This window comes from Streptomyces sp. NPDC101110, assembly GCF_044759525.1.
Lineage (GTDB): Bacteria > Actinomycetota > Actinomycetes > Streptomycetales > Streptomycetaceae > Streptomyces.
Genome location: NZ_JBIVZM010000003.1, coordinates 290211 through 310862, shown reverse-complemented (window position 1 = coordinate 310862; position 20652 = coordinate 290211). Strand labels below are relative to the sequence as shown.

General features: G+C 71.9%; 14 protein-coding genes. 4 read left to right on the top strand and 10 right to left on the bottom strand.

Translation table 11 applies throughout. The features are described from left to right. Positions 1-42: 42 nt before the first annotated feature. The 7 genes from ACIQU3_RS07625 to hrcA form a co-directional block, all read right to left on the bottom strand. Positions 43-3276, bottom strand: a complete 3234-nt coding sequence (locus ACIQU3_RS07625; protein WP_403725821.1) for a S41 family peptidase — start codon at positions 3274-3276, stop codon at positions 43-45. 45 nt (positions 3277-3321) lie between these two features. Beyond that, positions 3322-3867, bottom strand: coding sequence for a hypothetical protein (locus ACIQU3_RS07620; RefSeq protein ID WP_403923839.1), 546 nt, complete (start codon positions 3865-3867; stop codon positions 3322-3324). A gap of 49 nt (positions 3868-3916) precedes the next feature. Next, positions 3917-4309, bottom strand: coding sequence for a VOC family protein (locus ACIQU3_RS07615; protein ID WP_403725827.1), 393 nt, complete (start codon positions 4307-4309; stop codon positions 3917-3919). A gap of 16 nt (positions 4310-4325) precedes the next feature. After that, positions 4326-5066 carry a 16S rRNA (uracil(1498)-N(3))-methyltransferase gene (locus ACIQU3_RS07610; RefSeq protein WP_403725830.1) on the bottom strand — a complete coding sequence of 247 codons (741 nt, stop codon included), beginning with the start codon at positions 5064-5066 and terminating at the stop codon, positions 4326-4328. Continuing rightward, on the bottom strand, positions 5063-6136 hold the full coding sequence (locus tag ACIQU3_RS07605; protein ID WP_403725833.1) for a nitronate monooxygenase: 1074 nt from the start codon (positions 6134-6136) through the stop codon (positions 5063-5065). Before ACIQU3_RS07605 ends, ACIQU3_RS07610 begins: the two co-directional genes overlap by 4 nt. A 214-nt stretch (positions 6137-6350) precedes the next feature. Then, a complete protein-coding gene (gene dnaJ / locus ACIQU3_RS07600; protein ID WP_033306348.1) occupies positions 6351-7487 on the bottom strand; it encodes a molecular chaperone DnaJ in 1137 nt (378 codons plus the stop codon). After that, a complete protein-coding gene (gene hrcA / locus ACIQU3_RS07595) occupies positions 7487-8503 on the bottom strand; it encodes a heat-inducible transcriptional repressor HrcA (protein WP_366709274.1) in 1017 nt (338 codons plus the stop codon). The genes dnaJ and hrcA overlap by 1 nt, the downstream gene beginning before the upstream one ends. A 170-nt stretch (positions 8504-8673) precedes the next feature. Here hrcA and ACIQU3_RS07590 point away from each other — a divergent pair, with 170 nt between their 5' ends. Together ACIQU3_RS07590 and ACIQU3_RS07585 are read left to right on the top strand one after the other, a co-directional pair. Continuing rightward, a complete protein-coding gene (locus tag ACIQU3_RS07590) occupies positions 8674-9405 on the top strand; it encodes an MBL fold metallo-hydrolase (RefSeq protein WP_403725837.1) in 732 nt (243 codons plus the stop codon). Positions 9406-9436: 31 nt separating this feature from the next. Continuing rightward, on the top strand, positions 9437-10237 hold the full coding sequence (locus ACIQU3_RS07585) for a DUF3097 domain-containing protein (protein WP_403725840.1): 801 nt from the start codon (positions 9437-9439) through the stop codon (positions 10235-10237). A gap of 46 nt (positions 10238-10283) precedes the next feature. Here the strand turns inward: ACIQU3_RS07585 and hemW are convergent, their stop codons facing one another. Beyond that, a complete protein-coding gene (gene hemW, locus ACIQU3_RS07580) occupies positions 10284-11516 on the bottom strand; it encodes a radical SAM family heme chaperone HemW (RefSeq protein WP_403725843.1) in 1233 nt (410 codons plus the stop codon). A 27-nt stretch (positions 11517-11543) separates the two neighbouring features. Continuing rightward, the gene (locus tag ACIQU3_RS07575; protein ID WP_403923836.1) at positions 11544-13871 is read right to left on the bottom strand and encodes a SpoIIE family protein phosphatase; all 2328 of its coding nucleotides are present in this window, start codon (positions 13869-13871) and stop codon (positions 11544-11546) included. A gap of 192 nt (positions 13872-14063) precedes the next feature. On the opposite strand from ACIQU3_RS07575, the gene ACIQU3_RS07570 reads away from it, so the two are divergent. Then, positions 14064-18089, top strand: coding sequence for a HAMP domain-containing protein (locus ACIQU3_RS07570; protein ID WP_403725849.1), 4026 nt, complete (start codon positions 14064-14066; stop codon positions 18087-18089). Beyond that, positions 18086-18556: a two-component system response regulator gene (locus ACIQU3_RS07565; protein WP_403725852.1), complete on the top strand. Its 471-nt coding sequence runs from the start codon at positions 18086-18088 to the stop codon at positions 18554-18556. The genes ACIQU3_RS07570 and ACIQU3_RS07565 overlap by 4 nt, the downstream gene beginning before the upstream one ends. Positions 18557-18621: 65 nt before the next feature. On the opposite strand, the gene ACIQU3_RS07560 is transcribed toward ACIQU3_RS07565, so the two are convergent. Continuing rightward, positions 18622-20493, bottom strand: a complete 1872-nt coding sequence (locus ACIQU3_RS07560; RefSeq protein WP_403923833.1) for an AMP-dependent synthetase/ligase — start codon at positions 20491-20493, stop codon at positions 18622-18624. Between the last annotated feature and the right edge of the window lie 159 nt (positions 20494-20652).

Genomic DNA, 20652 nt, shown 5'->3' with positions numbered 1-20652 from the left:
CGCCCACGCGGCGGAGCCGCACATGGACGCGGCCCCGCGTCCTTAGAGAGTCGGGACGGCCGGCGGCGTCTTCGCGGGACTGCTCTCCAAGCTCTCCAAGGCAATACGGATCGCCTCGTCCAACTGCGCGTCCCTCCCCGCCGCGTAGTCCTGCGGGCGTTGCAGGACCTCCACGTCCGGGTCGACCCCGTGGTTCTCGACCGCCCACTCATACCCCTCCAGCCAGAAGGCGTACTTGGGTTGGGTGACCAGGGTGCCGTCGACCAGGCGGTAGCGGCTGTCGATGCCGATGACGCCGCCCCAGGTGCGGGTGCCGACGACGGGGCCGAGGCCCAGGGCCTTGATCGCGGCGTTGACGATGTCGCCGTCGGAGCCGGAGAACTCGTTGGCGACCGCTACGACGGGACCACGCGGGGCGTCCTCCGGGTAGCTGTAGGGACGCATACCGCGCGGGACGGCCCAGCCGACGATGCGGCGGGCCAGTTTCTCGACGACCAGCTGGGAGGTGTGGCCGCCACGGTTCTCGCGGACGTCGACGACCAGGCCCTCGCGGGCGACCTCGACGCGCAGGTCGCGGTGAATCTGGGCCCAGCCGGGGGCCTGCATGTCCGGGACGTGGAGGTAGCCGAGGCGCCCGCCGGACTTCTCGTGGACGTAGGCGCGGCGGTCGGCGACCCAGGCGTGGTAGCGCAGGGGTTCCTCGTCGGCGACCGGGACGACGACGGCATGCCGGGGGTCACCGCCGCCCGCCGGGGAGACGGTCAGCTCCACCGGCTTGTTCGCGGTGCCGACCAGCAGCGGGCCGGGGCCGGCCACCGGGTCGACCGGCTGACCCGCGACCGCCACGACGGCGTCCCCGGGGCGCACCGCGACGCCCGGGGCGGCCAGCGGGCTGCGGGCGTCCGGGTCGGAGGTCTCGGAGGGCAGGATGCGGTCGACGCGCCAACTGCCGTCCTCATGGCGGGAGATGTCCGCGCCGAGCAGGCCCTGGCGGGGGCCGCCGCCGTGTCCGCCGCGCGGGATGACGTACGCGTGGGAGGTGCCCAGTTCGCCCTGGACCTCCCACAGCAGGTCGACCAGGTCGTCATGGGTGGCGACCCGCTCCACGACGGGGCGGTAGCGGTCGAGGACGCCGTCCCAGTCGACGCCGTTCATGTCGGGCCGCCAGAAGTGGTCACGCATGATGCGGCCGTTCTCGTCGAACATCTGGCGCCACTCGGCCGCCGGGTCGACGAACTGGCGCACGCGGCCGAGGTCGACGGTGATGTTGGAGTCGCTGTCGTCGTCGCCGGAGGCGCGCCGGTCGCTGGGGACGACCTTCAGCCGCCCGTCGGTCCACAGCAGCACCCGCTTGCCGTCGCCGCTGACCGCGAAGTGGTCGGCGTCCACGGCGAGATGTTCCAGGCGCTGCTGGGCGAGGTCGTAACGCTCCAGCTCGGACTTCGGGTCGGGGTCGTCCGGGGTGGCCCGGGACGCGCCGAGCACACCGGCGACCGGGTGGCGCAGCCACAGGACGCCGTCCTTGGCGGCCCGCAGGTTGGTGTAGCGGGCCGCCTCGACAGGGAAGGGCACGATGCGGTCGGCGAGGCCTTCGAGGTCGATGCGGGTGGTGGGGGTGCCCTCGCTGTCGGGGGTCTCCTCCCGGTCGGGCGTCTCGAAGGACCTGCCGTGCCGCTGCGGCCCGAACGGGGAGGGCGTGGTGGCCGCGAGGGTGATCAGGTGCGGCCGGGCGCCCACCACGAAGGCCAGGTCGAAGACGTGCTCGTCGTAGACCGGGTCGAAGGAGCGGGTGGACAGGAACGCGAGGTGCTTGCCGTCCATCGTGAAGGCGGGCGCGTAGTCCTGGAAGCGCAGCGGGGTGGCCTCGGTGACCGACAGGTCGGTGGTGTTGGCGAGTTTCAGCTGGCACAGGGGCCGGGGGCCGGGGTGGGACCAGGCCAGCCAGGACGAGTCGGGTGAGAAGACGAGGCCCGACACGTCGCCGTCCTCGCTGCGGTCGACCTCGCGCACCTCGCCCGTCTCACGCTCCACCAGCAGCAGGCGCCCGTCGTGGCAGGACACGGCGGCGCGGCTGCCGTCGGGCGCCATGGCGAGGTCCAGCACCCGGCCGAGCTGCCCGGCGGCGATCCGGCGGGGTGTCGCCCCGGGGGCGAGTCCGGTGGCCGGCGCGAACTCCAGGGCGTCGTCGCCCTCGGCGTCCGTCACCCACACCACCCACTGCTCGCCGTCCGCGCGGAACGTGCGCGGCAGCCGGGCCCGTACGCCCGGGGTCGCGGCGAGCGCGCGGGCCGGGCCGGAGCGGTGGGTGACCCAGTGCACGGAGCCGCGCACGGCGACCGCGCTGCCACGTGCGGTGTGGTCCGGGGACGCGGAGCCGAACCAGCGGGAGGCGTTCACCGGGAACGGCTGGAGGTCGACGCGCTGTCCGCCCAGCCGCACGTCCAGCCGCCGCGGCTCGGCGCTCTCCAGGTCGTCCAGGATCCACAGCTCACCGGCGCTGGAGTAGACGACGCGGGTGCCGTCGGTCGCGGCGTGGCGGGCGTAGAAGCCGTCGAGCGGTGTGTGCCGGCGCAGGTCGGAGCCGTCGGCGAGGGAGGAGTAGAGCGCTCCGGTGCCCTCGTGGTCGGAGAGGAAGCCGATCCTGCCCCAAGTTCCCGGCTCCGCTCGAACAGGGGGGACCCCCGTCCCCACCCACAGCGGGTACTCGAGGTTGCCGTCGAGGTCCTCGTGCAGCCGCACGAACTCCCCGTCGTCCTCGCGGTCGATCCACAGCTTGCCCGCCGTGCCGCCGCGGTACCGCTTCCACCAGGCCGCCTCACGCCCCATGGGCGCGGACAGCAGGACGGTGCGCGGGCCGTGGGCGACGTCTCCGACGGGCCCGTACGGCAGGGTGGTGGCCGGGCCGCCGTCCAGCGGGACGGCACGCGCCCACGTGCGGCGCAGGCTCGCCTCCCCATGGGTGCTGATCGCCAGTACCTCGCCGTCCGGGGTCCAGCCGCGCACCTGCGTCTTGAGACTTCCCCAGTACGTCAGCCGCTTGGCGGGACCGCCGTCGACCGGGGCGATGAACACCTCGGGGGCGCCGTCCCGGCTGGAGGTCCAGGCGACGGTGGTGCCGTCGGGCGAGATCCGGGGCTGGGTCACCGGCATGTTGTCGGCGCTGACCCGCCAGGCCCGGCCGCCGTCGAGTGGAGCGAGCCACACGTCGTCCTCGGCGGTGAAGGCGACCAGGTCACCGTGCACATGGGGGAACCGGAGGTAAGCAGGCGATGTCACCCGATCACCCTATGCAGGGACGCCGCCGCACGGACAGGGTTCGGATCACTTGCCCTCGACAGGGCGGCAGTCCGGGTACCGCTCGCACCAGATGGTCTGCGTGACGGTCACCGTGACGGTCGGTCCGGGCTGCCCCGTCGGCGGCCCGCCGACGGGGGCCGGGGTGGTGGAGTCGCAGTCGCCGAGGCCGTCGACCTGGAACCACACCTTGCCGTCCACCTTGGCGGTGATGTTCCCGCGCACGCAGGCGCCGTCCACCGCGTGGGTGACCTTGCCGTCGACGGTGATGTCCTTGCCGTCGTCGGTCTCGCCCTCGCAGTCGACGGTGGCGACGGTCCGCTCACGCGCCGAGGGTGACGACTTCCCGCCGTTGTTCCCGTAGGAGGCGGTGCAGGTGAGCCACCGCACGCCCGCTTTCTGCCGGTTGAGTTCTTTCGTCACGGTCTCGTCGGTGGTGTACGCGACGGACGCGGCGCTGACGCTGCCGGGCTCGCAGGCGGCGGCGCCGCCCACCGCCAGCACGGCGAACGTCGCCGCGACCGCCACGCGCCGCCCGCGCGGTCCCAGTCGATTCCTCGTCGAAGCCCCCATGGAGGGGAGCCTGCCACTGCCGGGGGTCGCGCGGTAGGGCGCAAAGGCGTCAGCCGCGCAGCAGGAGCCACTCCTGAAGCTCCACCACATTGCCCTCGGGGTCCTTGAGATGGGCCACCCGCATACGGTCCGTCATGGGTGCCGGGCCGTGCAGGACCGTGGCGCCGCGCAGCGTGATCTCCTCGCAGTACGCGTCCAGCCCGTCCACCCGCAGCACGACCAGGGACCGGTGTCCCTCGGCCGGTTCACCCAGTTCGTCGAGCACCTCGGCCATCATCGACCGGTCCTGCAGCGCGATCCCCGCGGAGCCGACCGCGGGGCTGAACTTCTCGTACGGCCCGTCCGCCGCCCCCGACTGCGGTTTGAGGCCGAGGACCTCGCCGTAGAAGCGGTAGCAGGCGGTGAAGTCGGTCACGAGCAGACGTACCTGTGCGAGTTCCACGGTGCCTCCGAGGGGGTCAGGACCAGCGTCCGGTGCGTGCCAGGAGTGCGGCCGCGGCGGCCGTCCCGGCGGTCGATGTGCGCAGCACACTCCGCCCGAGGCGGTACGCCCTGGCCCCCGCCTCCTCGAACAGCGCCAGTTCCTCCGGCGCCACGCCCCCCTCGGGCCCCACGACCAGCACGATCTCGCCGGTGGCCGGCAGGTCGGCGGTGGCCAGGGGTGTGTCCCCGCTCTCGTGCAGCACGGCGGCGAACTCCGCTCCGGCCAGCAGGGCGGCGACCTGCCTGCTCGTGGCGGCCTCGGCGACCTCGGGGAAGCGCACCCGGCGGGACTGCTTGCCGGCCTCCCGGGCCGTCGCCCGCCACTTGCCCAGTGCCTTCGCCCCTCGTTCGCCCTTCCACTGCGTGATGCAGCGTGCCGCCGCCCAGGGCACGATCGCGTCGACCCCGACCTCGGTCATCGTCTCGACGGCGAGCTCTCCCCGGTCGCCCTTGGGCAGGGCCTGGACGACGGTGACCCGGGGCTGCTCCGCGGGCTCCTCGTGCACCGCCTCCAGCCGGAGGATCAGCCGGTCCTTGCCCTCCGTGTCGAGCACGACGCAGTCCGCCCAGCGGCCGGCCCCGTCCGTGAGGACGACGTCCTCACCGGCGCGCAGCCGCTTCACGGAGACGGCGTGCCGCCCCTCGGGCCCGTCGAGGACGTACCGGCCGTCACCACCCGCGGCGAAGTCCTCGGCCACGAACACCGGCGCGGTCACAGCGCACCTCCGCTCGTCAACGACGCCCGGGCGGTGGCCAGTTCCCCGGCCAGCACCTCCACCAGCTGCCCGGCGGGCAGCTCCCGCGCCATCCGGTGCCCCTGTCCGGCCCACAGCGCCATGCCCTGCGCGTCACCGGCCTTGGCGGCGGCCTTGCGCAGGGGCGCGGTGAGGTGGTGGATCTCGGGGTAGGCGGCGGGTGCGTACGGGCCGTGCTCGCGCAGGAACCGGTTGACGAGGCCGCGCGCGGGCCGCCCGGAGAACGCCCGGGTCAACTCCGTACGCACGAACAGGGGGTTGGTCAGTGCCTGCTTGTGCAGGGCGTGCGCACCCGACTCGGGCGTGGCGAGGAAGGCGGTGCCCAGCTGGGCCGCGCTCGCGCCCGCGGCGAGGACACCGGCGATCTGGCCGCCGCGCATGATGCCGCCGGCGGCGACGATCGGGATGCTCACGGCTTCGCGGACCTGGGCGATCAGCGACAGCAGTCCGAGACCGGAGCCGTCCGTCTCGGGGATGTCCCGGTGGGTGCCCTGATGGCCGCCGGCCTCGACACCCTGGGCGATGACCCCGTCCGCGCCCGCCCGCTCCACGGCCCGGGCCTCGTCGGGGGTGGTCGCGGTGGCCAGGACGAAGGTGCCGACGCGGTGCAGGGCGTCGACGACCTCACGGCTGGGGACGCCGAAGTGGAACGACACGACCGGTACGGGGTTGTCGCGCAGCACCACGAGCTTGGCCTCGAAGCCGTCGTCACGGCCGCTGTCCGGGTCGCCGAGCTCGGCCTCGTACCAGGTGGCCTCGCCGGCCAGCTGGTGGGCGTAGACGTCGACCGCGGCGGGGTCGGCGGACTCCGGCTGCGGCATGAAGACGTTGACGCCGAAGGGCCTGCCGGTGAGGCTCCGGAGCTGCTTGATCTCCTGGTACATCCCGTCGGCGGTCTTGTAGCCGGCGGCGAGGAATCCCAGCCCGCCCCCTTCGCACACGGCGGCGGCGAGCTTCGGTACGGAGACGCCGCCCGCCATGGGGGCCTGCACGATCGGGTGGGGGAAGAGATCGGTCAGTGCGGAGGACATGACGGCATGTTGTCACGTCCTCCGGACAACCCCTAAACCGGCCTGCCGACTGGCATAGACCAGAGGAACAAGCGCCTCCCGTTGCCCGAGGGGCGCCCGGTCAGCGACCGTTGAACGCATCCTTCAACCGCGAGAACAGCCCCTGCTGCCCGGGCTGACCGTGCCGGCCCGGGGGACAACCCCCGGACCCCCGGCAGCAGCCGGACCACTCACGTCAGCGACCGTTGAAGGCATCCTTCAACCGCGAGAACAACCCCTGCTGCCCGGGCTGGAACTGCCCCGTGGGGCGTTCCTCGCCGCGGAGCTTGGAGAGTTCGCGCAGGAGGCGCTCCTGCTCGGGGTCGAGCTTGGTCGGGGTCTGGACCTCGACGTGGACGATGAGGTCGCCGCGTCCGCCGCCGCGCAGGTGCGTGACGCCCCGGCCGTGCAGCGGGATCGACTGGCCGGACTGGGTGCCCGGGCGGATGTCGACCTCCTCCATGCCGTCGAGCGTCTCCAGCGGCACCTTCGTGCCGAGGGCCGCCGCCGTCATGGGGATCGTCACCGTGCAGTGCAGGTCGTCGCCGCGCCGCTGGAACGTGCTGTGCGGCAGCTCGTGGATCTCGACGTAGAGGTCACCGGCCGGACCGCCGCCGGGGCCGACCTCGCCCTCGCCGGCGAGCTGGATGCGCGTGCCGTTGTCGACACCGGCCGGGATCTTGACCGTGAGCGTGCGGCGGGACCGGACGCGGCCGTCGCCCGCGCACTCCGGGCACGGGGTCGGGACGACCGTGCCGAAGCCCTGGCACTGCGGGCACGGGCGGGACGTCATGACCTGGCCCAGGAAGGACCGGGTGACCTGCGAGACCTCACCGCGGCCGCGGCACATGTCACACGTCTGGGCGGAGGTGCCCGGCGCCGCGCCCTCACCGCTGCAGGTGTTGCAGACGACGGCCGTGTCGACCTGGATGTCCTTGGTCGTACCGAAGGCCGCCTCGTCGAGCTCGACCTCGATACGGATCATGGCGTCCTGGCCGCGGCGGGTGCGCGAGCGCGGTCCGCGCTGCGACGCCGTGCCGAAGAACGCGTCCATGATGTCCGAGAAGTTCCCGAAGCCACCGGCCCCGAAGCCGCCCGCGCCACCGCCGCCGGCCTGCGAGAGCGGATCGCCGCCGAGGTCGTAGACCTGCTTCTTCTGCGGGTCCGACAGCACCTCGTAAGCGGCGTTGATCTCCTTGAACCGCTCCTGGGTCTTCGGATCGGGGTTGACGTCCGGGTGCAGCTCGCGCGCGAGCCGCCGGAAGGCCTTCTTGATCTCTTCCTGCGACGCGTCGCGGCGCACGCCGAGTACGGCGTAGTAGTCCGTGGCCACTACGACTCCGCCAGGATCTGTCCGACGTACCGTGCCACTGCGCGTACCGCTCCCATCGTTCCCGGGTAGTCCATGCGGGTCGGTCCGACCACGCCGAGCTTGGCGACTGCCTCGCCGCCCGAACCGTAGCCGACCGACACGACGGACGTGGAGTTGAGTCCTTCGTGGGCGTTCTCGTGACCGATCCGTACGGTCACGCCCGGATCCTTCGCCTCGCCGAGCAGCTTGAGGAGCACGACCTGCTCCTCGAGCGCCTCCAGCACCGGCCGGATCGTGAGGGGGAAGTCATGACCGAAGCGGGTCAGATTGGCGGTGCCGCCGATCATCAGCCGCTCCTCGTTCTCCTCGACGAGCGTCTCCAGAAGCGCGGAGAGCACCGTGGAAACCGTACCCCGGTCCTCGAGCTCGAACGCCTCGGGGAGATCCTCCACCAGACTCGGCACATCCGCGAAACGGCGGTTCGCCACGCGGCTGTTGAGGCGCGCGCGCAGATCCGCGAGTGAGGCGTCGCCGAAGGGCGCCGGGCAGTCGACCACGCGCTGCTCGACCCGCCCGGTGTCCGTGATCAGCACGAGCATCACGCGCGCGGGCGCGAGGGAGAGCAGCTCCACGTGCCGCACGGTCGAACGGGTCAGCGACGGGTACTGCACGACGGCGACCTGTCGCGTGAGCTGCGCGAGCAGCCGCACCGTACGCGCCACGACATCGTCGAGGTCGACGGCGCCCTCGAGGAAGTTCTGGATCGCGCGCCGCTCGGGCGCCGTCATCGGCTTGACCCCGGCGAGCTTGTCGACGAACAGCCGGTAGCCCTTGTCGGTGGGGATGCGCCCGGCACTGGTGTGCGGCTGGGCGATGTACCCCTCGTCCTCGAGGGCCGCCATGTCGTTGCGGACGGTGGCCGGGGAGACGCCGAGGTTGTGCCGCTCGGTGAGGGCCTTGGAGCCCACCGGCTCCTCGGTGCCGACGTAGTCCTGGACGATGGCGCGCAGCACCTGAAGCCTGCGTTCACTGAGCATCGCGCACACCTCCAGATGTCTCGTCTGCTTGCCCTGCCGGTCCGGCCTGGCACTCTGCGCGTGCGAGTGCCAGCATTCCCCGGCCCAGTGTACGGCGGTGGGGTACACCCCCGGCAAGGCTGGTCGTGCGGCGCCGTGCCCCGAGCGGGGCCCACCGCTAGCGTCGCCGTATGACGGTGACTTGGGAAGACCTCGGGTGGGAGCGCGTGGCCGCGGGGGTGGGGCGGTGCCGGCTGCCGGTGTGGGACTGCACGATCGGGCTGGTCGCCGGCGAGGGGGCGGTCCTCATGATCGACGCGGGGTCGAGCCTCGCCGAGGGCGCGAAACTGGGCGCGCAGGCGCGGGCACTCACCGGTCACCGTGTGACACATCTCGCGCTGACCCACCCGCATTTCGACCATGTCTTCGGGGCCGCCGCGCTCCCGAACACCGAGGTGTTCGGCGCGGTGGGCGTGGACGCGCTGCTGTCGCGGGTGCGGGACCGTGAGGAGCTGCGCGAGGACGGGGTGCGCCAGGGCCTGGCGGCGCCCACGGCCCAGGAGGCGGCGGACCGGCTGGTCCCGCCCGGCCACCTGGTCTCCGGCGAGTGGACCCTCGACCTGGGCGGCGGCCGGCAGGTGCTGCTGGCGAACGTCGGCCCGGGGCACACCGCGCACGACCTGGCGGTGCTGGTGCCCGGCGATCCGGAGGTGGTGTTCTGCGGCGACCTCGTCGAGGAGTCCGGGGAGCCGCAGGCGGGCCCGGACGCGGTGCCGTCGCAGTGGCCGGCCGCCCTGGACCGCCTGCTCGCCCTGGGCGGTGAGGACGCGGTGTACGTGCCCGGTCACGGAGCGGTGGTGGACGCGGCGTTCGTGCGGGCGCAACGGGACGCGCTGGCGGCGCGTTTCGGCGTGTCGCGGTGATCGCCGTCCGCCTTCTCCTATCGTCATTCGAATGCGCCAGTACTCCGCCGATCTGACCCCGCCGTGGAAGAAGCCGAAGCCGGTGCCCGAGGTCGCGGCGGATCCGGGCCTGGTCGTGGAGGAGCCGGGGACCGGCTTCTGCGGTGCGGTGATCCGCTGCGAGGCGGGCACGGTGACGCTGGAGGACCGCTTCGGCAAGCACCGGGTCTTCCCGATGGAACCGCGCGGCTTCCTGCTGGAGGGCAGGGTGGTGACCCTGGTCCGGCCCTCGGCGGGCGGCCCCGCGCGTCCCACCCGCACGGCCTCGGGATCGGTGGCCGTCCCCGGTGCACGTGCCCGGGTGGCCCGAGCCGGCCGCATCTACGTCGAGGGCCGCCACGACGCCGAGCTGGTCGAGAAGGTCTGGGGCGACGACCTGCGCATCGAGGGCGTGGTCGTGGAGTACCTGGAGGGCGTCGACGACCTGCCGTCGATCGTCTCCGAGTTCGCCCCCGGCCCCGACGCACGCCTCGGCGTCCTGGTCGACCACCTGGTCCCCGGCAGCAAGGAGTGGCGCATCGCCCAGTCGGTGGAGAGCGAGTACGCGCTGGTCGTCGGCCACCCGTACATCGACATCTGGGAGGCGGTGAAACCCTCGTCCCTGGGCATCACCGCCTGGCCCCGGGTCCCACGGGGGCAGGACTGGAAAACAGGCGTGTGCAGGGCACTGGGCTGGCCGGACAACACGGGGGCGGCCTGGCAGCGCATCCTGTCCGGGGTCCACTCGTACAAGGACCTGGAGCCGGAGCTCCTGGGCAGGGTCGAGGAACTGATCGACTTCGTGACGGCCTAGGGCATGCGCGCCGCCAGGGGCGGCACCGGCACCGACGGCGAGCGCCTCAGTCCACGAGGTCCCGGACAACCCCGTCCGCCAGCAAGCGCCCCCGCAAGGTGAGCACCGCCCGCCCCGCCTCGTACGGCCCCTCCTGCAACAACCCCTCCGACAGGGCCTTGCGCGAGGCAGCGAGCCCCTCCGACCGCAGCAGCGACAACGGCACCCCCTCCCGCAGCCGCAGCTCCAGCAGAATCCGCTCGACCCGCCGGTCCTCCTCGCTCAGCACCTCACGCCCGGCCCCCGGCGACCGCCCCGAAGCCAGCGCAGCCGCATACGCACCCGGGTGCTTGACGTTCCACCACCGCACCCCGCCCACGTGACTGTGCGCCCCGGGCCCGGCCCCCCACCAGTCGGCTCCTCGCCAGTACAGCTCGTTGTGCAGACACCTCCCGGCCGCCGAGGTCGCCCAGTTCGACACCTCGTACCACTCGAAGCCCGCGCCGGAGAGCACCTCGTCCGCGATCAGGTACCGGTCGGCGTGCACGTCCTCGTCGGTCATCGGGACCTCGCCCCGGCGGATCCGCCGCGCGAGCTGCGTCCCTTCCTCGACGATCAACGCGTACGCGCTGACATGGTCCGGCCCGGCCCCCAGCACCGCGTCGAGCGAGGCCCGCCAGTCGTCGTCGGACTCCCCCGGCGTGCCGTAGATCAGGTCGAGGTTCACATGCTCGAACCCGGCGTCCCGGGCCTCCGCGACGCAGGCCTCGGGCCGGCCGGGCGTGTGCGTACGGTCCAGCACCTTCAGCACGTGCTGCCGCGCGCTCTGCATGCCGAAGGAGATCCGGTTGAACCCGCCCTCGCGCAGGGTCGCCAGGTACGCCGGGTCCACCGACTCCGGGTTCGCCTCCGTCGTGACCTCGGCGTCCTCCGCCAGCCCGAACTCGTCCCGCACGGCACGCAGCATCCGTACCAGGTCACCGGCGTCCAGCAGGGTGGGCGTACCGCCGCCCACGAACACCGTCCGCACCGGCCGCGGGTCGTCCCCCAGCACCTTGCGCGCCAGCCGGATCTCGTCGACGAGCGTCTCGGCGTAGTTGTCCCGGGAGGCCAGCACGCCGCCGCCGGCGCGCAGCTCCGTCGCGGTGTACGTGTTGAAGTCGCAGTAGCCGCAGCGGGTCGCGCAGTACGGGACGTGCAGGTAGAACCCGAGCGGACGGCCGGCGGCCCCGGCGAGGGCGGACGCGGGCAGCGCCCCGTCGTCGGGGACGGGCTCGCCGTCGGGAAGTGCGGAAGGCATGTCCTCCATTGTCCAGCACCCGGGCGGTCAGTCCGCCTGGAGCACCAGCAGTGCCAGATCGTCCGCCGGGGGCCGCGCCCCGAACTCGTGCACGAGCCGTTTGATCCGCTCGGCTATCAGCTCCGCGTCCAGGCCGGCGCACCCGGCCAGCGCCGTCGCGAGCCCGTCCCCGTCGTCGAACTGGCGGGATCCCGAGCGGCGCTCGGTCACTCCGTCGGTGACGCACAGCAGGGTGTCGCCGGACCGCAGCTCGAAGGTGTCGCTGGTGTAGGTGGCGTCCTCGACGACGCCGAGGAGGGTCTGGGGCTGCGCGGCGGCGTGGACCTCGCCGGCCGCCCCCAGCACCAGGGGCAGCGGGTGCCCGGCGGAGGCGACGGTGCAGCGGACGCCGCCGTCGAAGGGGACGAGCTCGCCGTAGAGGAGGGACAGGAAGCGGGTCTGCGGGCCGTCGCCCGGTGGGGTGGGCCGGGCGCCCGCGGCGACCAGCGCCCGCGCCGCGGCGTCGGCGGCCTCCGTGGCGTCGTCGAGCAGGAGCTGGTTGAGGCGGTCGAGGACGTCGGCGACCCGGTAGCCCTCGCGGGCCAGCAGCCGCAGCCAGGGCCGGGCCAGGCCGATCACGACGGCCGCCTCGGGGCCCTTGCCCTGGACGTCGCCGACGGCGAAGCACCAGCGGCCGTCGCCGGCCGGGAACAGGTCGTAGAAGTCGCCGCTGGGCCCGCCCTTGTCGTACGGCTCGTAGACGAGCGCGCTGCGCACACCGGGGATCTCCGCCACGGCGCCGGGCAGCAGTCCGCGCTGGAGCACCGCGCTGATGGTGGCCTGCCGGGCGTACTGGCGGGCGGCACCGATGGCGAGGGCCACCCGGCGGCTGAGGTCCTCGACGAGGCCGGTGATCTCGTCGGGGAAACCGGCCGGCCCGGACCGCCCGATGACCAGGGTGCCCAGTGGACGTCCCCCGGCGACCAGACGGTAGGCGAGGGCCGAACCGGGTTCGGCGTCGCCGAGCGCCTCGCCGGGCCAGGGACAGTCGACGGGTCCGGACCCGCCCTGGTCCCGGCCGCGCTCGAACGGGGACGCCGCCAGCGGGTCGAACGGCTGCGGCGGGTCCTTCTCCAGGGCGCGGCGCAGCTCCTCGATGTGGTTCTCGCTGCCGTGCCAGACCCGGGCCAGGCGCGCTCCGCCCACGCCGGCTCCGCCGCTCCAGCCTCCGGCGGTGGCCTCGTCCTCCAGCCACACCGCGCACCAGTCGGCCAGCCGGGGCACGATCAGCTGTCCGGCGAGGGCCGCGACGAGGTCTTCGTCGAGCTGTCCGGCGAGCAGGTCGGAGGCCTCGGCGAGGAAGGACAGGGCGCCACGGCCGAGCCAGGCGCCGTCGGGTCCGTTCCGTCCGTCGCGGTTCTCGTGCCGGTCCCGCCAGTCCCGTAAGTCGTTCCAGTCGCGCAGGTCGGAGGTCTCCCGCAGGTCAGGCGTCTCCCGCGGGTCGGAGGTCTCCCGTACGCCGGCCCCGGCCCGTGTCACCCCGCCCTCCCGTGGGTCCCACCTCTCTCCGCGGTCCCGCGGGTCCCACCGCTCTCCGGGATGCCGCGGGTCGAGCGGGCCCCAGGGCTCTCCCTCCCCACTCGTGTCCCAGGAGTCCACGCCGCCGCGTCCGCCCCGTACGGCCTCCCCCGCCGTCCCGTCGGGCGGCGGTTCGGGTGCCAGGATCTCCGCCATCCGCAGGCCGCGCGCCAGCGCGTGCTCCCCGGCGTACGCCTCGATCTGGTCGCCTGCCGCGCTCCCCCCGGCGGGCAGCCGGGCCCACACGGTCTTGCGGCCCGTGCGGTACGTGACGCCCCACGCCTCGGAGAGGGCGCCGACGAGTCGGAGCCCCCGCCCGTACTCGGGGGTGTCGTGGGGGGTCTCCGGCTCACTGCCGCGCGGGGCACGGGAGGGGTGGTGGTCGGAGACCTCGACGACGACCGCGGCCGTGTCGGGGGCTTCGCCCTCCAGCCGGCACTCCATCTCGACGTCGGTGCCGGCGTGCACGACGGCGTTGGTGACGAGTTCGCTGACCACGAGCGTGGCGTCGTCGGCCAGGCGGTCGGTGAGGAACTCGGCGCCGGGCAGGCCGAGTCCGGTCCACTCGGTGAGGGCGGCGCGCACCAGGGCGCGGGCAGCGCCCGGGGCGAGGGAGCTGCCGGGCAGGGTCGCGTGCGCCCGCGCGCACTCCGGCTCGGACGCCTCGTCGGCCGTGCCGGACGGTGCGGGCCCCTCGGAAACGGGCCCCTCCTGGACGGAAACGGGCGTCTCCCAAGCGGGTTCAGGCGCTTCTGAGGCACGGGAGGCGGTCTCCCGTTGCGTCGGAATGGCCCCCATGGACAGCTCCCCGGGCAGTTCGTACGAATACGCCACAGTCGATGCCGACAGAGTGACAGACTGGCCACGCCCATAAGCGCCGAGTTACCGAAGTGGGCCGCCATGAGTGAAAACAGTGCTACCCCTGTGGTCGAAGACCGGCACGAAGACGGTCAGATTCGTGCATCCGATCTGCGTCCACTGCTCGCCGCCATGACGGCGGCCCGGGACGGCGACTTCACCAAAGTGCCGGAATCCGGCCATGGCATGGTGGCCGAACTCAACGCGGTCTTCAACCAGATCATGGACCGCAGCATGCACTTCACCTCCGAGGTACGGCGCGTCAGACGGGAGCTGGTGCGGCACGGCCGGCTCGACGAGCGCCTCTCGGCCAGCCCGGGCCAGGGTCTGTGGACGTCGCGGATCGACGATGTGAACCAGTTGCTCGACGCGCTGGTCGCCCCGGCGGCGAACGCCACGCGCGTCCTGGACGCGGTGGCCGGTGGCGATCTGACCCAGCGCGTCGATCTGCACGACGGGACACGGCAGTTACGCGGCGATCTGCGCCGCCTGGGCCGGGCCGTCAACAAGATGGTGGACCAGCTGTCCCTGTTCACCGGCGAGGTGACACGGGTGGCCCGCGAGGTCGGCACCGAGGGCCGGCTCGGTGGCCGCGCCAAGGTGCAGGGCCTGTCAGGCAGTTGGCGGGACGTGACGGAGGCCGTCAACACGATGGCGTCCCGGCTGACGGCCCAGGTGCGGGACATCGCGGCGGTGACGACCGCGGTGGCACGCGGCGACCTGACCCGCACGGTGACCGTGGAGGCGACCGGCGAGCTGCTGGAGCTGAAGCTGACCGTCAACACGATGGTCGACCAGCTGTCCGCCTTCGCCGCCGAAGTGACCCGGGTGGCCCGCGAGGTGGGCACCGAGGGCCAGTTGGGCGGCCGGGCCCAGGTGCGGGGCGTGTCGGGGGTGTGGAAGGACCTGACCGACAACGTCAACTTCATGGCGTCGAACCTGACCTCGCAGGTCCGCAACATCGCCCAGGTGACGACCGCCGTGGCCAACGGCGACCTGTCCCAGAAGATCACGGTCGACGCGAAGGGCGAGATCCTCGAACTCAAGTCGACCATCAACACCATGGTCGACCAGCTGTCCGCCTTCGCCGACGAGGTGACGCGGGTGGCCCGCGAGGTCGGCACCGAGGGCAACCTCGGCGGCCGGGCCCAGGTGCGGGGCGTGTCCGGCGTCTGGAAGGACCTCACCGACAACGTCAACTTCATGGCCGACAACCTCACCTCCCAGGTACGCAACATCGCCCTGGTCTCCACGGCCGTCGCGCAGGGCGACCTCGGCAAGAAGATCACGGTGGAGGCCAAGGGCGAGATCCTGGAGCTGAAGTCCACGATCAACACGATGGTCGACCAGCTGTCCGCCTTCGCCGACGAAGTGACGCGGGTGGCCCGCGAGGTCGGCACCGAGGGCAACCTCGGCGGCCAGGCCCAGGTGCGGGGCGTCTCCGGCGTCTGGAAGGACCTCACCGACAACGTCAACTTCATGGCACTGAACCTGACCTCGCAGGTCCGCAACATCGCCCAGGTCACCACCGCCGTCGCCAACGGCGACCTGTCGAAGAAGATCACGGTCGACGCGCGCGGTGAGATCCTCGAACTGAAGGACACCGTCAACACGATGGTGGAGCAGTTGCGCGCCTTCGCCGACGAGGTGACGCGGGTGGCACGCGAGGTCGGCACCGACGGCCGGCTCGGCGGCCGGGCCCAGGTGCTGGGCGTCTCCGGCGTCTGGCGGGACCTGACGGACAACGTCAACTACATGGCCGACAACCTCACCTCGCAGGTGCGCAACATCGCCCAGGTCGCGACGGCCGTGGCGCAGGGCGACCTGTCCCGGAAGATCGACGTGGACGCGCGCGGCGAGATCCTGGAGCTGAAGACCACCATCAACACCATGGTCGACACGCTGTCCTCGTTCTCCTCGGAGGTCACGCGGGTGGCCCGCGAGGTCGGCAGCGAGGGCCGGCTCGGCGGTCAGGCCCGGGTCGAGGGCGTCTACGGCACGTGGAAGCGCCTGACGACCAACGTCAACGAACTCGCGTCCAACCTCACCACCCAGGTCCGCGCGATCGCGGAGGTCGCCTCCGCGGTGGCCCAGGGCGACATGTCCCGCTCGATCACCGTGGAGACGCAGGGCGAGGTCGCCGAGCTGAAGGACAACATCAACCTGATGGTGGCCAACCTGCGCGAGACGACCCGCGCGAAGGACTGGCTGGAGTCCAACCTGGCCCGGCTCGCCGCCCTGATGCAGGGTCACCGGGACCTGATGGAGGTCGCCGACCTGATACTCCGCGAGCTGACCCCGCTGGTCAACGCCCAGTACGGCGCGTTCTACCTGGCCGACCCGGAAGAGGCCGGAGCGACGGCCCCCTCCAAGGGCCTGGCCTTCATCGCGGGGTACGGAGCCGCCCAGGACGCGACCGTGGAGACCGGCGGGCTGCCGGTGCACGGCCTGGTCGCGCAGGCGGCCCGGGAGAAGAAGCGGATACTGGTGGAGGGCGCCCCGCCCGACTACATCAAGATCAACAGCGGTTTGGGCGAGGCGGCTCCGACCACGATCGTCATCATCCCGATCCTCTTCGAGGACAAGCTCCTCGGCGTCATCGAGCTCGCCTCGTTCTCCCGCTTCTCCGACGTGCACCTGGCGTTCTTCGACCAGTTCGTCAACACCATCGGCGTCGCCATCAACACGATCATCGCCAACTCCCGCACGGAGTCCCTGCTCGGCGAGTCCCAGCGTCTGGCCATGCAGCTCCAGGAGCGTTCGGACGAGCTGCAGAAGCAGCAGGGCGAGTTGCAGCGCTCCAACGCCGAACTGGAGGAGAAGGCCGCCCTGCTGGCCACGTCCTCCCAGTACAAGTCCGAGTTCCTGGCGAACATGTCGCACGAGCTGCGCACCCCGCTGAACTCGCTGCTGATCCTGGCCCGGCTGCTCTCGGACAACCCGGACGGCCATCTCTCCGACCAGGAGGTGCAGTTCGCGACGACCATCCACCGCTCGGGCTCCGACCTCCTGCAACTGATCAACGACATCCTGGACCTGTCGAAGATCGAGGCCGGTCGGATGGACGTGCGCCCCAAGCGGCTGCCGCTCATCAAGTTGCTCGACTACGTCCACGCCACGTTCCGGCCGCTCACCCTGGACCGGGGGCTCGCCTTCGAGGTGGCGGTCGGCGAGGACGTACCGCGTGAGATGTTCTCGGACGAGCAGCGGCTCCAGCAGATCCTGCGCAACCTGCTGTCCAACGCGATCAAGTTCACCGCGTCCGGCAAGGTCGAGCTGCGGGTGGACCGGGTGCAGGACGCCGAGCACCGGCGGGGGCCGGCCCGCCCGGGAGAAGCCGAGAGCGGGGGCGTCCGGGACACCGACGACGTCATCGCGTTCGCGGTGTCCGACACCGGCATCGGCATCGCGCCGGACAAACTCCCGGTGATCTTCGAGGCGTTCGCACAGGCCGACGGCACCACCAACCGCAAATACGGCGGCACCGGACTCGGACTGTCCATCAGCCGGGAGATCGCGGGCCTGCTCGGCGGACGGATCGTCGCCGAGAGCGAACCCGGAAAGGGCTCGACGTTCACCCTGTACGTGCCGGTCGTCAGCCCCGGCCACACCGCGCCCGCACCCGTGCCCGAGGAACGCGCCGACCTGCCGCTGCCGCTCCAGCCCGCCGCCGCGCCCTTCCCGGTCGCGCACGACTCGGACGACACCTGGCCATCGCCGACGAAGCTGGAGGCCTGGACGTCCGGCCGGCCGGGCCGGATCCTCGCCGGGCGGCGGGTACTGATCGTCGACGACGACATCCGCAACGTCTTCGCCCTCACCCATGTCCTGGGCCGGGTCGGCATGACGGTGCTCTACGCGGAGAACGGACGCGAGGGCATCGAGACACTGGAGCGCAGCGGGGACGTCGAACTGGTCCTGATGGACATCATGATGCCGGAGATGGACGGCTACGAGACCATCTCCGCGATCCGCCGCACACCCCGCTGGTCGGGCCTGCCGATCGTGGCCCTGACCGCCAAGGCGATGCCCGGCGACCGGGAGAAGTCCATCGCCCGCGGCGCCAACGACTACGTACCCAAGCCGGTGGACATCGACGGCCTGCTGACGGTCGTGTGCGCACTACTGGACCCCGAGGGCACGGAAGAAGAAGCATGAGCGGCACCGCCACCCACCCCGAACGCGCCGGAATCCTCCTCGTCGACGACATGGAGGACAACCTGACCGCCCTGGAGGCCGTCCTGGCGTCCTTGAACGAGCCCCTGGTGCGGGCCCGTTCGGGCGAGGAGGCGATGAAGGCCCTGCTGCGGCAGCCGATCGCCCTGGTGCTGCTCGACATCCGCATGCCCGGCATGGACGGCTTCGAGACGGCCGCCCACATCAAACGCCTCGACCAGACCCGCGACGTCCCGATCATCTTCCTCACGGGCGCGGACGACGACTCGGGCTACGCCTTCCGCGGCTACGCGACCGGCGCCGCGGACTACGTGACCAAGCCCTTCGACCCATGGGTGCTCCGGGCCAAGGTCAGCGTCTTCCTGGACCTCTACCGAAAAGGCAGAGAGGTGGAACGCCTCAGGACGGAGATCCAGGACTTGAAACGCCGCGTGGGAGAAGGCACCTAGGGGCGCGGCAACCCGCGCGAGCGACCACAACGAACCCGCAGCCGCTCGATCAGCCCCACCACCCCCTACGCCTCGCGCGAGCCTTCGTACATCTCGTCGATCAGGTGCTTGTACTCCCGCTCCACCACGGGCCGCTTCAGCTTCAGACTCGGCGTGATCTCACCGTGCTCGACGTCGAGGTCACGCGGCAGCAGCCGGAACTTCTTGATGGTCTGCCACCGCTGAAGCCCCTCGTTGAGCTGCTTCACGTAGCCGTCGACCATCTCCACCGTGACCGGCGAGGCGACGATCTCCGCGTACGACTTCCCCTCCAGCCCGTTGTCCTTGGCCCAGTCGGTGATGGCGACCTCGTCGAGCGCGATGAGCGCCGTGCAGAAGTTCCGGTCGGCCCCGTGCACCAGGATGTTGGAGACGTACGGGCACACCGCCTTGAAGTGTCCCTCGACCTCCGCGGGGGCGATGTACTTGCCGCCCGAGGTCTTGATGAGGTCCTTCTTGCGGTCGGTGATCCGCAGGTAGCCGTCGGGCGACAGCTCGCCGATGTCCCCGGTGTGGAACCAGCCGTCCGGCTCCAGCACCTCGGCGGTCTTCTCGGGCAGCTTGTGGTAGCCCTCCATGATGCCCGGGCCGCGCAGCAGGATCTCCCCGTCGTCCGCGATCCGCACCTCCGTGCCGGGCAGCGGCTTGCCGACCGTGCCCGTGCGGTAGGCCTCGCCCGGGTTCACGAAGGACGCGGCCGAGGACTCCGTCAGGCCGTAGCCCTCCAGGATGTGGATGCCGGCACCCGAGAAGAAGTAGCCGATCTCCGGCGCGAGGGCGGCGGAGCCGGAAACGCAGGCCCGCAGGTTTCCGCCGAACGCCTCGCGGATCTTCGCGAACACCAGCGTGTCGGCGACCTTGTGCTTCGCGCCCAGCCCGAACGGCACGGACGCGGTCCCGGTCCGGCGGAAGTTGTCCTGCGCGACCTTGGCGTACTCGCGGGCCACCTCGGCCGCCCACTGGAAGATCTTGTACTTGGCGCCGCCGCCGGCCCGGGCCTTGGCGGCCACGCCGTTGTAGACCTTCTCGAAGATGCGCGGCACGGCCGCCATGTACGTCGGCTGGACCATCGGAAGGTTCTCGATGATCTTGTCGACCCGGCCGTCCACGGCGGTGACGTGCCCGACCTCGATCTGGCCCGAGGTGAGCACCTTGCCGAAGACGTGGGCGAGGGGCAGCCACAGGTACTGCACGTCCTCCCCGCTGACCAGCCCGGTCGCGGCGATCGCCTTCGCCATGTACGACCAGTTGTCGTGCGGCAGACGCACGCCCTTGGGCCGGCCGGTGGTGCCGGAGGTGTAGATGAGGGTGGCCAGCTGGTCCTTGGTGATCGCGCCGACCCGCTCCTTGATCAGCTCGGGGTCCTTCTCCAGCCGGGCCGCGCCGCGCTTCTCCAGCTCGTCCAGGGTGAGGATCCAGTCGGCGGTCTCGACACCGGCCGCGTCGATCACCACGACGTGCGTCAGCTCGGGCAGCTCGGCGCGCTTCTCCACGGCCTTGGCCAGCTGCTCGGCGTTCTCCGCGATCAGCACCCGGCTCTCGGAGTCCGACAGGATGTACGCGGACTCGTCGGCGTTGGTCTGCGGATACACGGTGGTCGTGGCCGCACCGGCGCACATGATGCCGAGGTCGGCGAGGATCCACTCGAGCCGGGTGCCGGCGGCCAGGGCGACGCGCTGCTCGGGCTGCACGCCCAGCTCGATGAGGCCGGCCGCGATGGCGTAGACCCGCTCGGCGGCCTGTGCCCAGGTCAGCGACTTCCAGTCGTCCGGCCCCTGGCCCGCTGACGGGATCGGATACCGATAGGCCTCGGCGTCCGGCGTGGCCGCCACGCGCTCCAGGAAGAGGCCCGCCACGGACGGCGGACGGTTCTCGATCAGGGTCTGTGTGTCGCTCACGACATCCTCCGGGGCCCGCGACGGTGCGGCTGGCTCAGGTGCGGCTGGGTGGCACTCACGAGATGCAGGTCACGCCCGTTGTTTAACTCGTGAGTAACTATCGAGCAGGGATCAGAGTAAAGGGCGACCGGCCGCCGCGTAAGGGGCCGCGGCCTGTCA

Excerpts from the sequence above, each read along its gene's own strand:
- ACIQU3_RS07620 (WP_403923839.1), bottom strand. The coding sequence starts at position 3,867 with ATGGGGGCTTCGACGAGGAATCGACTGGGACCGCGCGGGCGGCGCGTG.
- ACIQU3_RS07605 (WP_403725833.1), bottom strand. The coding sequence starts at position 6,136 with ATGTCCTCCGCACTGACCGATCTCTTCCCCCACCCGATCGTGCAGGCC.
- hrcA (WP_366709274.1), bottom strand. The coding sequence starts at position 8,503 with ATGCTCAGTGAACGCAGGCTTCAGGTGCTGCGCGCCATCGTCCAGGAC.
- ACIQU3_RS07590 (WP_403725837.1), top strand. The coding sequence starts at position 8,674 with ATGACGGTGACTTGGGAAGACCTCGGGTGGGAGCGCGTGGCCGCGGGG.
- ACIQU3_RS07585 (WP_403725840.1), top strand. The coding sequence starts at position 9,437 with ATGCGCCAGTACTCCGCCGATCTGACCCCGCCGTGGAAGAAGCCGAAG.
- hemW (WP_403725843.1), bottom strand. The coding sequence starts at position 11,516 with ATGCCTTCCGCACTTCCCGACGGCGAGCCCGTCCCCGACGACGGGGCG.
- ACIQU3_RS07575 (WP_403923836.1), bottom strand. The coding sequence starts at position 13,871 with ATGGGGGCCATTCCGACGCAACGGGAGACCGCCTCCCGTGCCTCAGAA.
- ACIQU3_RS07570 (WP_403725849.1), top strand. The coding sequence starts at position 14,064 with ATGACGGCGGCCCGGGACGGCGACTTCACCAAAGTGCCGGAATCCGGC.
- ACIQU3_RS07565 (WP_403725852.1), top strand. The coding sequence starts at position 18,086 with ATGAGCGGCACCGCCACCCACCCCGAACGCGCCGGAATCCTCCTCGTC.